Raw genomic sequence first — 13470 nt, forward strand, 5'->3', positions numbered from 1 at the left:
GCCTTCGGGCGGCTGTGTGTTGAAACAGGGTAAACCAACCCTGCGGGCGGTGGGTAAACTTCCAGCCGCCTTCGGGCGGCTGTGTGTTGAAACTAATACAACCAATAGTATTGAATACGATGGTCGATCAGCCGCCTTCAGGCGGCTATGTGTTGAAACGCCTTCTGGAATAGGTAGGTTAGGAATAATTTTCCAGCCGCCTTCAGGCGGCTGTGTGCTGAAACTCTAGTAACTACGAACTCTATGACGACCTATTCCGTCAGCCGCCTTTGGGTGGCTGTATGTTCAAATATCGTCCAAGCAGGCTACTCTTCTTGGTGCGCAGGAAATTGCCTGCCAGACGGGAAAGTTGCATGATTTAGGGAAATATTCAGAAGCCTTTAACCGTCAATTACACGGCGGACTGTCAGTTGATCATGCTACTGTTGGAGCCAAAATTGCAAAAACGCTTGCGTTAGAGTGGAGGTCAAAGTATAACCTGTTGTTATCTTACTTAGGCTAGATAACTTTATTAATGAATTAAAAGGCAAAAATAATGGAAATCAAACAAACCAATTCAACTATCAAATCTCGTGCTGCGGTAGCATTCGCCCCAAATCAACCCTTACAAATTGTGGAAATCGATGTAGAAATGCCACGCAAAGGCGAGGTGTTAATTCGTAATACTCACACTGGCGTGTGCCATACTGATGCATTTACGTTATCAGGAAGCGATCCTGAAGGTGTATTCCCTGTGGTGCTTGGACATGAAGGTGCGGGTGTAGTCGTTGCTGTGGGTGAAGGTGTGTCGAGCGTAAAACCAGGTGATCACGTCATTCCTCTTTATACCGCTGAATGTGGCGAATGTGAGTTTTGCCGTTCAGGTAAAACCAACTTATGTGTCTCAGTGCGTGATACACAAGGTAAAGGCTTAATGCCGGACGGCACGACGCGTTTTTCTTATCAAGGCCAGCCGATCTATCACTATATGGGTTGTTCGACTTTCAGTGAATACTCAGTTGTTGCCGAAGTTTCACTGGCGAAAATCAATCCTGAAGCCAACCATGAACAAGTATGTTTGCTTGGCTGCGGCGTTACCACAGGTATTGGTGCGGTACATAATACGGCAAAAGTACAAGAAGGCGACTCTGTTGCCGTGTTTGGCTTGGGAGCGATTGGTTTGGCTGTGGTGCAAGGTGCGCGTCAAGCCAAAGCGGGCCGCATTATTGCCATTGATACCAATCCTTCAAAATTCGAGCTGGCGAAACAGTTTGGTGCAACTGACTGTTTGAACCCGAACGATTACGATAAACCGATCAAAGATGTGTTGTTAGACATCAATAAATGGGGCATTGACCATACCTTTGAATGTATCGGCAACGTAAACGTAATGCGCCAGGCATTAGAAAGTGCGCACCGTGGCTGGGGACAATCTATTATCATCGGCGTAGCGGGTGCAGGCCAAGAAATTTCAACTCGTCCGTTCCAGTTGGTCACAGGTCGTGTTTGGAAAGGTACGGCGTTTGGTGGCGTTAAAGGCCGCTCTGAACTTCCGAAAATGGTGGAAGATTCAATGAAAGGCGACATCGAGTTAGAACCGTTTGTGACCCACACAATGACACTCGATCAAATCAATGAAGCCTTTGAGTTGATGCACGAAGGCAAATCGATCCGCGCTGTTATTCATTACTAAGGTACGCGATGAAACTGATTGAACAACATCAAATTTTTGGTGGTTCGCAACAAGTTTGGGTACACCATGCCCAAACGCTTCAATGCGAAATGAAATTTGCCGTCTATTTGCCGGATAATCAGGAGAATCGATCGCTTGGTGTGATTTATTGGCTTTCCGGCTTGACGTGTACGGAACAAAATTTCATTACCAAATCAGGCTTTCAACGTTATGCGGCAGAACATCAAGTGATTGTGGTTGCTCCTGATACCAGTCCTCGCGGAGAGCAAGTGCCAAACGATGATGCTTACGATTTAGGGCAGGGTGCGGGCTTTTATCTTAATGCGACCGAGCAGCCTTGGGCGACGAATTATCAAATGTATGATTATATTTTGAATGAGTTGCCTGGCTTGATTGAGGAAAAATTTCCTACCAACGGCAAACGTTCCATTATGGGGCATTCAATGGGCGGGCACGGCGCATTGGTATTGGCACTGCGAAACCGAGAACGTTATCAAAGTGTTTCTGCCTTTTCACCCATTTTGTCGCCAAGCCTTGTTCCTTGGGGGGAGAAAGCCTTTTCTGCCTATTTAGGAAAGGATCGCGAAAAATGGCAGCAATATGATGCCAACTCGCTCATTCAACAAGGCTATAAAGTACAAGGTATGCGTATTGATCAGGGCTTGGAAGATGAGTTTTTGCCAACACAATTGCGTACCGAAGATTTTATCGAAACCTGTCGTGCGGCAAATCAACCGGCCGATGTGCGCTTCCACAAAGGCTACGATCATAGCTATTACTTCATCGCCAGTTTTATTGGTGAGCATATTGCGTATCATGCGGCATTTTTGAAGTAAGCCAAAGAAGTGATTCGTGAATTGACCAAACGTTGGTATGAACGTTAATTTTTCATGTTAACGAAAATAAAAGGCATCAGATTGATGCCTTTTATTTTTATAAATAATAATAAAAGTACTATTAAAATTAGCTACTTCCTAGAATCAGCATGAGGAGGCCTTTGCAAAACCTCCTTGCTTACTCTACTTAAATATCTCCCCATTCTAATCCGAATCGCTGTAAATATTTCCTCAATCGGTCGCTGTCATTGACTTTTGCTCTTTCTGTTCGGGAGACGTTGAACAATGCACGGCCGGCGGCGGCCATGTTGGGGTGTTTGCGGCATTCGTCGATGACGTGTTGCAGTTGTAGTTTGTCGAATAAATCCAATGTGTCCCAATCGACTTTATCGGGGTAGTCTTGTGTTTTTTCAGACGGCCTTTTATGTAGGAGGCCGTCTGAAAAGGGTTCTTCCGACCATAACCATTTGAGGCGTTTGATTTCGGCTTGGACTTGTTCTACCTGTATTCTGCCTTGCGGCGCGAGTGTGGCCAGGCGCATGATGCTGGCAGCGAGGTCGCGGAAATTGCCGCGCCATGGTGCTTGGTTGGAGTGGGCGAAGTCGAGGTAGGCGGCCAGGGCTTCTTTGTTGAAGCGGGTGGTTCGGCCGAGTTCTTGCGAGGCTAGGGCGAGCTGGTGTTCGACGTTGGGCTCGATGTCTTCGCGGCGGTTGGCGAGTGCGGGTAGTGGGTAATTCCAGATGTTGATGCGGGCGAACAGGTCTTCGCGGAAGCGTCCGGCGCGGATTTCGTGGCGTAGATCGCGGTTGGTGCCGGCGATGAGTTGGAAGTCGCTTTTGACTTCGCTGTCGCTGCCGACGGGATAAAAGTGTTTTTCTTCAATGGCTTTGAGCAGCATAGCTTGCTCGTCTAAACCCAATTCTCCGATTTCGTCTAAAAACAATACGCCGCCGTCGGCAGTTTTCAGATAGCCTTCACGTTTTTCTGCGGCGCCTGTAAAGGCGCCTTTTTTGTGTCCGAACAGGGCAGATGCTGCACCATCTCCGCGAAGAGTGGCGCAGTTTACATCGACAAATGTGCCTTTTATCAGATGGCGCGCTTTTTTCAATTCAAAAATCCTGCGTGCCAGCATGGATTTGCCAGCGCCTGTGGGGCCGGAAAGCAGAATGGGGGAGGGAGAGTTGAGTGCAACTTGTTCGATTTCGGCAATCATGCGGTTGAAGGCGGAGTTTTGGGTGGAAATACCGCTTTTCAGGTAGCGCACTGCGTCATCGCGTACGGCGGCAAGGCGTTCTGCCAGTACGTCGTAACGAGCCAAGTCTAAATCGATGATTTCATAACTGCCAACATTGCCGTTCCCCATACTGCGTCTTTGATTTTTGGGCGGAGCGGTTTGTAACAGTACACTGGGGATTTGACGCGATTCTACCAATAAGAACAGGCAGATTTGGGCAACGTGCGTACCTGTGGTGATGTGGGTGAGATAGGTTTCTTCTTCTGTATCAAATGGATAGCTCGCCGCCCAATCGTGCAGTTTGGTATAAACCTCGGAGAAGTCCCACGGGTTTGCCAGCTCCATAGGTACGAGATTGACGGCTGTGTGCGGCGACACTTGCTGAATATCGGCTTTTACATGATCTGCCAGTTCGCGGTATTTCTCCGCATAAAACAGCTCCATGCGGTCAAGATGAAAATCTTGACGCTGATTCATGGCGACATTCGGCCGCCATTTCAACCAACGCTCTTGGTTGAAACCTTTATCCAGCACTGTACCGAGAAAGCTGATGGCGACTTGTTTTTTGGGGTGGGTATTCATGTTCAGACGGCCTTCAAATTATTTTTTCCAATACAAATTTGCCGTTTACTTAACTGCAAGTGTTTGTCCAAATCATCGAATCTCATCATATATCCTTTTATATTTTATTTTCTATATAACTATCTATAAATATATTTTTTAGTATTCTACGCTTCTTGCTGATAAAAGCTACTTCAAAATATATTTTCTTTATATTCAATTAATTAAAAATTATTTTTATAAAAATTTTATTCTTGGCACGCTGTTGGCTTTATTGTGAGTGTAACGATACAGCAGATGCTTCGGGAAATACAGTTACCGGAGAAAAATTTTCCGTAAATTTAGTTGCTGTGTGGTTACAGGGCGAATGCCAACAAGACTACATTTGGATTAACAGGTTCGAATCCTGTCTCGTCTGATAGACGTTGAACGTCTTGTTTATTTAGTCGCCCACCCTTTTCCAATATGGCAGGCAAATGCCTAGGGAAACTACAACATGGATATCCTTATGTCGCAGGTTCAAGTCCTGTCTCTGTTGTTCCAAATAGCAGAGTAGCTCAGTTGGTAGAGCCAAGGCATGTTTCCCTGAAAAACTTGTTGCGTGCCATATTACTTTATACGGCAGTAGGCTGATGCTTGAAGAGAGCACATTAACCTTTCACGTTAAAACCGTTTCTCTTCATGTTTATCTGCTACGCTGCCCACATTTGAGGCCGTCTGAAATATTCGGACGAGCTGATATAAAAACTGTTTTCGGTACAGACGGCAAATGCCGGAGGAATTACAGCCTGTAACGCTCGAGGTCGCGGGTTCGAATCCCGTCTCTGCCGCCAACTATGGCAGAGTAGCTCAGAGGATAGAGCGCGTAAAAATTTCTCCACTCTTCGTTGCCAGATGTGCCGCCCCTTATGGGCGAATGCCATTAGGATTACATTCCTTTTCTGCTAAAACCTGAATGATCCTAGTAAATCTAGTCGCCCTACGGCAGTAGGCGGATGCCCGGAAGAGAATACATTAGCTTTCAGTTAAAAACGCTTCTCTTCATCTTTAGCCGCCACACTGCCACCCATTCAAGGCTGTCTGAAAAACAAAGCTAAAACAAGTTCAGACGGCCTCAAACCAACAATATGAAAGAAGATGAAAATGGCTAATACTAACTTGTTTCAATCGATTAAAAACTGTTTTACTAAAACCGATACCTATAATGAAGCAGGCGGCATCGCCTACACGCTGACACCCAAACAACAGCTGGCACAGCTTGCCGCTACCGGTTGTCTGAACAATACCTACTATGCCGATGCACAAAGTCAGCTTGACCAAGTGTTGAAATTGGCAGAAAGCCTGGATGCCGAGTTCATCGCCAAAACTGCCGTATATGCCCGTCAAAAAGGTTTTATGAAAGATATGCCTGCGCTGTTACTTGCTGTGTTGGCGCAAAAAGATGTGAACATGCTCGCCCGCGTATTCGACCAAGTGGTGGACAACGGTAAAATGTTGCGTAACTTCGCACAAATTATCCGCAGTGGCGCAGTCGGTAGAAAATCCTTCGGCAACCGTCCGAAAAAACTGATGCAGACTTGGCTTTTGACCGCCACCGAAAAACAACTGTTGAACGCCGCCATCGGCAATTCGCCGTCGCTGGCAGACGTGGTCAAAATGGTGCATCCCAAACCGCGTGAAGAATGGCGTGCCGCATGGTTTGCATGGCTGATCGGCAAACCGTACGACCGCGAAGCATTGCCGCCCATTACCCGCGCTTTTGAAGACTACAAACAAAGCCGAGAAGGCGAATTGCCCAATGTTCCTTTCCAAATGCTTACAGCTTTAGACTTGAACAGCGGCAACTGGGCGCAAATCGCCCGCAACGGCTCATGGCAGCAGGTTCGTCAAAACCTGAACACTTTCCTGCGCCACGAAGTATTTGAGAAAAGCAAAAACATCAAAATGGTGGCAGAAAAACTGCGTGACGAAACCGCCATCGCCCGCGCCCGTGTGCTGCCTTACCAGTTGCTGACCGCGTATCAGGTGACATCCGAACAGATGCCGTTTGAAATCCGCGAAGCCCTGCAAGACGCGATGGAAACCGCCGTACAAAACGTACCGGCAATCCAAGGCAAAGTCGTGGTTTGTCCGGACGTCTCCGGCTCTATGCACAGTCCGGCTACCGGCTATCGCGGCAGTGCGTCCACCAAAACCCGTTGCATCGATATTGCCGCGCTTGTGTCCGCCGCCATGTTGCGCACCAATCCGCAAGCCCGCGTGATACCGTTTGAACAAATCACGGTAAACGTCAAGCTCAATCCGCGCGACAGCATCATGACCAACGCCGAAAAACTCGCCAATGTCGGCGGCGGCGGAACGGCTTGCAGCGCACCGCTTGCCATGTTGAACCGTGAAAAAGCTGACGTGGATTTGGTTGTCATCGTGTCAGACAACGAAAGTTGGGCAGATGACAGCCAACGATGGGGCGCAACAACCAGCCTGATGAAAGAATGGGACATCCTGAAAAAACGCTGTCCCGAAGCCAAACTCGTTTGCCTGGATATCCAGCCTTACACTACGGCTCAAGCACGAAACCGTCAGGATATCTTGAACATCGGCGGCTTCTCCGACCAAGTATTCTCCCTGATTGGTTCCTTTGCCGAACGAGGTATGGGTACAGATTTCTGGGTAGAAGAGATTGAGAAAACGCCGTTGGCAGCGGTGAACTGAAGCTAAGGCCGTCTGAAAAAAGTAGAAATATATTTCAGACGGCCTATTGATTCAGGGCAAGCTGAGAAAAAGAATAAGGAAACAAAATGCAAAAATTTATCTTAATCCGCGGTCATCAAGGTTCGGGAAAATCGACGTTTGCCGAACAAAAAGCCGCCGAATTTAAAGCGAAGTACCGTGATGCCGAAATCGTCCGCATCGAAAACGACTTGTTCATGACCGATGAAAACGGCGTGTACCGCTGGTCGGGCGAGGCGGTGGATAAGGCGCAGAAACGCGGTAATGCCTTGATGACCGAAACCTTGAAAATCGGACGACAAAATCCGAACCGCAACATTTTAATCATCCATTCCAACACCAACCAAAAGGCTTCGCGTTGCCGCCATTTGTTGGATTTGGCGAAAAAAAGCGGTTTTGAAACAGAAATCTACCGTATGCACAATTTCTATCCCAACCTGCACGGCGTGAAAGAGCATGACGTATTGGCGGCGTATATCAAGCTGAACCAAAACCGTGTAGCAAACGAAATCCACGTTAAAGCCGTACAACCCGCCAGCGCGGAACAACTGGAAAAAATCAAGCAAATGCAGGCTTTCGAGCAGCAACCCTTATCGTTTGACGAAGCGCAGCAAACCTTCGTCTCCGAAAATTATCTGCAACACGGCGGCCGCAACTTTACTGCCAAAGCATCCAAGCGTTATCCCGAATTACGCGTGTTGAAATACGCACGCAGCGTGTTCTATAACAACCGTTTTGATGATGCTTTGCTGGAAATGCGCGGTTTGATTATCGACGCGCATAATCGAATCATCGTGCGCCCGTTTAAAAAAGTGTTCAATTATTCGGAACGTATTGCCAAAGGCAGCCGTTACCCGATCCGAATCGGCGATGAGAGATTGGTGGACGCGGTAGTAAAAGTGAACGGCTTCCTCGGTTGCTGCACTTTCGTCTCACTTTCAGACGACCATCCGTCCCATGGCGCGGCGTTTGACGAAAAAGTGCTGTATTCGACCACCGGTTCGCTTGATAGCGCGTTCGCGGACATGACCGCCGCACACTGCGCGCAATACGAAACTCTGTTCCGCGCTTATCCGAACCACACTTTTTTGTTTGAAGTCACAGACGCGAAAGACGTGCACATCATCCGCGAAGAATTGGGCGAAACCTTAATCGGCTGCATCGACGTGGCGACAGGCCGTCAGTTTAGCGAAGCCGAACTGGACGAAATCGGCAAACAATACGGCGTCCGCCGCCCTGAAACGCTGAAAAACATCACGTTCGGCGAGCTGAAAACCCTTCTGAAAAACGTGAAACACGAAGGCTTTATGGTATTTGATGCGCAAAACGGCGAAATGCTGTTCAAACTCAAATCGCCGTATTACCTGATTTCCAAGTTTTTAGGACGAAGCAACGAGGGCAATATCGGCCGCAAGCTCGACAAACGCCATGTTGATGAAGAATTTTACCCTTTAATCGACTACATCCACGAGCATCAGGAAACATTCAATGCTATGTCGGAATTGGATAAGATTGCGTTTATTCAAGCGTTTTTGAAGCAGTTGTAAGGCCGTCTGAAAAAATGCTATATGCTTGTGTTAGTATAGCGCTGGCGGATGGAGTGTTTCATCTGCCATACTTTTAGTGAATAAGGAAAAACAATGAAAAAAACAAGTATCGTTAGGAAACTGATGCTCGCCATTGCTATGCTTCCGTTAGCTGTTCAAACTGCGCAGGCTGAGGAGTTTGGGTCTTTCGGTGCTCCGCCTAAAGGCTTCAAAGTCGGCTATCAAACCGCGCAAAATGGTGTGACATTGATAGAACTTGTGCCGCAGAAACAGACTGTGGAAGACTGGACGCAAATGGTCACGCTGCAATCCATGGCAGGTATGAAACCGGGTGTTGAGCAGTTTTTCGGCAATCTTTCAGCCTCATGGCAGAATGCCTGTCCGCAAAGTAGTGTCAACCCAATAACGGCAGGTGAAGAAAACGGCTATCCATTCGCTTTGGTGATGTTGTTTTGCGCCAACAATCCGCAAACCAGCAAACCTGAATTTACTTGGATAAAAGCCGTACAGGGTAACGAAGCTTTGTACGTGAAGCAATATGCTTTCCGTTACGAGCCGACGAAGGCCGAGTTGACCAATGCCGTCATGCATTTGCGCAATTTACGCGTCTGCGACAACAGAGCAGGACATCCTTGCAATAAAAAAGGAAAATAAGCATTTAAATATTTTCAGACGGCCTTACCGGTTTTGCTAAAGCGAAACGTAACAAGGCCGTCTGAAAATATATGGAGCAACACGTATTTATTTTCCGCGCTCGTACGCTTCGATTTCGCCAACTTTAGGTGCATAGCCGCTGTTTGTGTCGTGGCGCAAGTCCAACCAAATATCGACCAATGCCCAAGCGGCCGGAGCTGCGATGACGTTTTGCCCCATACATAAAACCTGCGCATCATAGTTTTCCACCGAGCCGCGGAGGGTGAGCAAATCGTGCGCTGTCGCCGCCCGTATGCCGCGCACTTTATTGGCGGCGATTGCCGTACCCACGCCGGTACCGCAAATCAACAGCGCACGGTCGGCGCGCCCTGCCGCGACTTCTTCGGCCGCGGCAAACGAGAGTTGCGGATAGCTTCCTTCGGGTGAGGATAAATCGACCAAGTTGCTGACGCGCGGGTCGTTTTGAAGATACGCTTTGAGTGTGTCTTTTAATATTGCGCCGTTGGCCGGCGCGGCAATAACCAAACGCATAAAAACTCCTTGAAGAATACAATAAACATTGTTTAGCATACGCCCGCGCGTGATACGATTCAAGCTTGCAACGCAGAGAGCACGGCATGAGCAAAACCTACTTCACATCAGACCTACATTTTTCACATAAAAATATTGCCAAATTCTGCCCGCAATTTCGACCGTTCGATAACGTGGAGCAGATGGATGAATTTTTAATCCAAACGTGGAATGAAACCGTTACGCCTGAAGATACGGTGTACAACCTGGGCGATTTTTCCTTTGCCCAAGACCATAAGCAGATAGAGCGCGTTTTGTCGCGGTTGAACGGGCAACATCACTTGATTTACGGCAATCATGATCATGTGATTCGGCAGCATGCCGATTTTTTCCGCAGCCAAACCAAGCATGACGACCATCCGCTGCTGTCGTCCATACGGCCGTATTTAAAACTCAAATTGCCGGAAATTAAGAATATGCTGGTTCTTTTTCACTATCCGATTCAGGAATGGGACGGCTGCTATCAGGGCTGGTATCACTTGTACGGCCATTTGCATGACAGGGTGGCGGCAATCAAAGGGCGTGCTTTAAATGTCGGATTTGATTTGCACGGCCGTTTTTTGACGGCGCAAGACGTCGATAAGTTTTTGTGTGATTTGCCTAAAATTTCGTATTTTGGCGAAGTAGGGTTGAAGGCCAAATCGCCGGAAGAAGCGGCAGAGCTGGTGTCTTGGAAACTGGCGCAGTTAAATCAGGTATAATTTCAGACGGCCTTTGCGGATTTCCGGCAAAGGCCGTCTGAATATCAATTTCCCATTTTTGAGTGATACATGGAAAACCTTTTGGCTTACTTACTACAAAAAATCAGCCTCCCCAATCAATCCGGCAAGGACAAGTCATGAGCGGTAAGCCTTTGAAGTATCCTGTATCCGCTTTGGTTGTTTTGCATGATAAAGACGGCAATATCCTGCTGATTGAACGCACGGCGCCGCAAGGTTTTTGGCAGTCGGTTACCGGCAGCTTGGAAGAGGGCGAGCGTATCGAAGAAACCGCATGGCGCGAAGTGTGGGAAGAAACCGGTATCCGCCTTGCAGACGGCCAGCTGGAAAACTGGCACGACAGCACCGTTTATGAAATCTATCATCACTGGCGCCATCGCTATCCCAAAGGCGTTTTTGAAAACCGCGAACACATCTTCTCCGCCCAAATTCCGCGTGATACGCCCATCATGCTGCAACCGGACGAACACGTTGCCTACGGTTGGTTTGGTGCGGAAGAAGCGGCAGAAAAAGTGTTTTCGCCTTCCAATAAACGCGCAATTTTAGAATTGGTCAAAAGGCTGAATGCCAAAAAGGCCGTCTGAATACGACAGTTTCACATTTTCAGACGGCCTTGGGTTTGTTATACTTTCGCCGTTTGACTCTCTTTAAAATCAAAGGAAACCATCATGGCAGACTTCAACAAAATCCTGACCCCGGGTGACGTGGACGGCGGCATCATCAACGTTGTCAACGAAATCCCTGCGGGCAGCAACCACAAAATCGAGTGGAACCGCAAACTGGCCGCGTTCCAACTCGACCGCGTTGAACCGGCAATTTTCGCCAAACCGACCAACTACGGCTTCATTCCGCAAACTTTGGACGAAGACGGCGACGAATTGGACGTATTGCTGGTTACCGAGCAGCCTTTGGCAACCGGTATTTTTCTGGAAGCACGCGTTATCGGCGTGATGAAATTCGTTGACGACGGCGAAGTGGACGACAAAATCGTTTGCGTTCCGGCCGACGACCGCAACAACGGCAACGCCTACAAAACTTTGGCCGATTTGCCGCAACAACTGATCAAACAAATCGAGTTCCACTTCAACCACTACAAAGACCTGAAAAAAGCAGGTACCACTAAAGTTGAATCTTGGGGCGATGTAGAAGAAGCGAAACAAGTCATCAAAGAATCTATCGAACGTTGGAACAAACAAGCCTAATCGGTTTGTCCCGTTCAATATCAAGGCCGTCTGAAAGCAAAGTTCAGACGGCCTTTTTATATATCAACCGAAGGACAGGCTTGGAAGACGAATAATCGTTTTGCGCGTAACCGGTTGCCCCAACGGTTGCGGTCGCGCTATGCTGGCGTAAATCGGTTTGGTTGGCAAAGCCATCGGCCTCTACAACCTTTACGCAGGTGGCAACCGCGAAGGCACACGTATTCCGCGCCTGTTTAAAGAAAACATTACCGAACCTGAAATCCTTGAAATTATCGAAGGCTGGGTGGTAGAGTGGTCTCGAAACCGTTTGGATGCTGAAGGTTTTGGCGATTTCGCCATCCGTACAGGTATCGTCAAACCCGTATTGGATGCTCCACGAGACTTTTGGGCATAACGCATACAGGTAGAGCCAACAAGTCTGTCATCAGAAAACAGAGAGAAAAGTAAAAGCTATACTCTGCGAAGCAGGAAAAATTCATGAATGTTCAGGATATATTAGTACTGGCATTAGTTCGAGAAGTAGTCGTGTAACATATTTATATTGTATCGTTATTATCTCTAAAAAATAAATTCTTTGAAAGTCATAAAAGCAATTGTTGAAGATACAAAAAAAGTAATTTATAATCAGCAGACTAGAAATAAAAAGGTACTTAAAATATGAGAAAATTACTTCCTGTATCATTTGCTGTACTTGCTCTATTTTCTGCTGGTTGTGAAGCCAATAATAATGAAAAAAAAGCACAAATTCAACACTCTAACTTGAAAGATAGAAAGAATATGATTAACTTAAATCTGATGTTAAATGAAATTCTAAAAACCCGTATTACAGATATTGCAAGCCAGCGTGCAGATGTTAGTAATATTGTTTCACAATATCTTCATTCGGGACTAACTAAAAATGAAATTATCAATTTAATTACTAATGAGTTTGAGGTTCTGGAAAATTCAGATGATAATTTACTTATTCATTATCAAAGAGGCGAAGGTTATTTAGGTAATAGACGTGATTTATACATTAGCCTGTTTTTTAATAAAAGTGGGCAATTACTAAAAAATGTTTCTTATCTAGATAAGAGCAATAATCTATAAAACTACAAGGAAATTGATCATGTCAGAGAAAATAGAAGTTGGTTATAGAAAGCTTGGTAGTTTGGGATACGATTATCATCATATGTTTCTGCTTTATACTGATAAAACGGGGAAGCAGTATACCATTAGTGGTTGGACAGATGAAGAAAATACAAACCCAAATTTACCCCTTGGTAATATAAGAGTCATTGCGGGTATGCCATATGATAGCAATAACCCAGATTCTTCTACTAGACACCCAGGACAAAAACAATACCGTGAGTTAATCACGGAAGCATCTGATTTATCTGGGAAATGGGCAGAAATGGTGAGGAATGCCCAAAGCAAAGACAATATTTATCCTTATGATTTTTTGCGTCAGAACTCCAATACTATTGCAGCTACCGTATTACGTGAAGCTAGGCTTAAAGAACCTGAAAAAGATGGTTATGGTTTGGGTGATCATCTTGCTCCTGGTTCTGAAAATAAATTGAATAAAAATCTTGTCCCTAAAGATCCTAACAAAGCAGGGGTTTTAGACCTTTTGGATTTGAGTGCACAAAATAATCAAACAGATAATCTTCAATATGCCGAGCAATCTGCAGCCGATAAACTCCAAGCCCTAATTCAAGGCTTTAAAAACGACAAAGATGGTACGTTCACAGCCAAAGCATTGG

12 protein-coding genes and 1 pseudogene are annotated in these 13470 nt (G+C 46.6%); 11 read left to right on the forward strand and 2 right to left on the reverse strand.

Going from position 1 to position 13470, the window contains the following annotated elements; genetic code table 11:
* The first annotated feature begins 562 nt into the window (after nt 1-562).
* Nucleotides 563-1672 carry an S-(hydroxymethyl)glutathione dehydrogenase/class III alcohol dehydrogenase gene (locus tag HMPREF3052_RS03290; RefSeq protein WP_197459467.1) on the forward strand — a complete coding sequence of 370 codons (1110 nt, stop codon included), beginning with the start codon at nt 563-565 and terminating at the stop codon, nt 1670-1672.
* Between the two features lie 8 nt (nt 1673-1680).
* Nucleotides 1681-2508, forward strand: a complete 828-nt coding sequence (gene fghA / locus HMPREF3052_RS03295; protein ID WP_070748507.1) for an S-formylglutathione hydrolase — start codon at nt 1681-1683, stop codon at nt 2506-2508.
* A gap of 187 nt (nt 2509-2695) precedes the next feature.
* Here the strand turns inward: fghA and rtcR are convergent, their stop codons facing one another.
* The gene (gene rtcR / locus HMPREF3052_RS03300) at nt 2696-4324 is read right to left on the reverse strand and encodes an RNA repair transcriptional activator RtcR (protein ID WP_070748510.1); all 1629 of its coding nucleotides are present in this window, start codon (nt 4322-4324) and stop codon (nt 2696-2698) included.
* A 1116-nt stretch (nt 4325-5440) separates the two neighbouring features.
* On the opposite strand from rtcR, the gene HMPREF3052_RS03305 reads away from it, so the two are divergent.
* The 3 genes from HMPREF3052_RS03305 to HMPREF3052_RS03315 all read left to right on the forward strand — a co-directional run bounded on the left by HMPREF3052_RS03305 (nt 5441) and on the right by HMPREF3052_RS03315 (nt 9234).
* Entirely contained in the window at nt 5441-7015 is a 1575-nt protein-coding gene (locus HMPREF3052_RS03305; RefSeq protein WP_070748512.1) for a TROVE domain-containing protein, read from the forward strand.
* Nucleotides 7016-7101: 86 nt separating this feature from the next.
* Complete coding sequence (locus HMPREF3052_RS03310) at nt 7102-8580, forward strand: RNA ligase (protein ID WP_070748514.1); 1479 nt, start codon at nt 7102-7104, stop codon at nt 8578-8580.
* A 93-nt stretch (nt 8581-8673) separates the two neighbouring features.
* Nucleotides 8674-9234, forward strand: coding sequence for a hypothetical protein (locus HMPREF3052_RS03315; protein WP_070748516.1), 561 nt, complete (start codon nt 8674-8676; stop codon nt 9232-9234).
* A gap of 87 nt (nt 9235-9321) precedes the next feature.
* Here HMPREF3052_RS03315 and HMPREF3052_RS03320 read toward each other — a convergent pair whose 3' ends face one another.
* The gene (locus HMPREF3052_RS03320) at nt 9322-9765 is read right to left on the reverse strand and encodes an RpiB/LacA/LacB family sugar-phosphate isomerase (RefSeq protein ID WP_070748518.1); all 444 of its coding nucleotides are present in this window, start codon (nt 9763-9765) and stop codon (nt 9322-9324) included.
* Between the two features lie 86 nt (nt 9766-9851).
* Here HMPREF3052_RS03320 and HMPREF3052_RS03325 point away from each other — a divergent pair, with 86 nt between their 5' ends.
* The 6 genes and pseudogenes from HMPREF3052_RS03325 to HMPREF3052_RS03350 all read left to right on the forward strand — a co-directional run.
* Complete coding sequence (locus HMPREF3052_RS03325; RefSeq protein WP_070748520.1) at nt 9852-10505, forward strand: metallophosphoesterase; 654 nt, start codon at nt 9852-9854, stop codon at nt 10503-10505.
* Between the two features lie 137 nt (nt 10506-10642).
* Nucleotides 10643-11107 (forward strand): dihydroneopterin triphosphate diphosphatase, encoded by a 465-nt coding sequence (gene nudB, locus HMPREF3052_RS03330; RefSeq protein ID WP_070748522.1) that lies wholly within the window; start codon nt 10643-10645, stop codon nt 11105-11107.
* Between the two features lie 84 nt (nt 11108-11191).
* Entirely contained in the window at nt 11192-11725 is a 534-nt protein-coding gene (locus tag HMPREF3052_RS03335; RefSeq protein WP_003678634.1) for an inorganic diphosphatase, read from the forward strand.
* A gap of 94 nt (nt 11726-11819) precedes the next feature.
* Nucleotides 11820-12119, forward strand: a pseudogene (locus HMPREF3052_RS03340) (sulfite reductase subunit beta); the annotation flags it as partial.
* A gap of 263 nt (nt 12120-12382) precedes the next feature.
* Entirely contained in the window at nt 12383-12814 is a 432-nt protein-coding gene (locus tag HMPREF3052_RS03345) for a hypothetical protein (protein WP_070748526.1), read from the forward strand.
* Nucleotides 12815-12833: 19 nt separating this feature from the next.
* Nucleotides 12834-13470, forward strand: a 637-nt coding sequence (locus tag HMPREF3052_RS03350) for a hypothetical protein (protein ID WP_070748528.1), incomplete at its 3' end; no start/stop codon positions are given.

Origin of the sequence: Neisseria sp. HMSC056A03, from assembly GCF_001815685.1 — a bacterium.
In the GTDB taxonomy this organism is placed as follows: Bacteria; Pseudomonadota; Gammaproteobacteria; order Burkholderiales; family Neisseriaceae; genus Neisseria; species Neisseria subflava.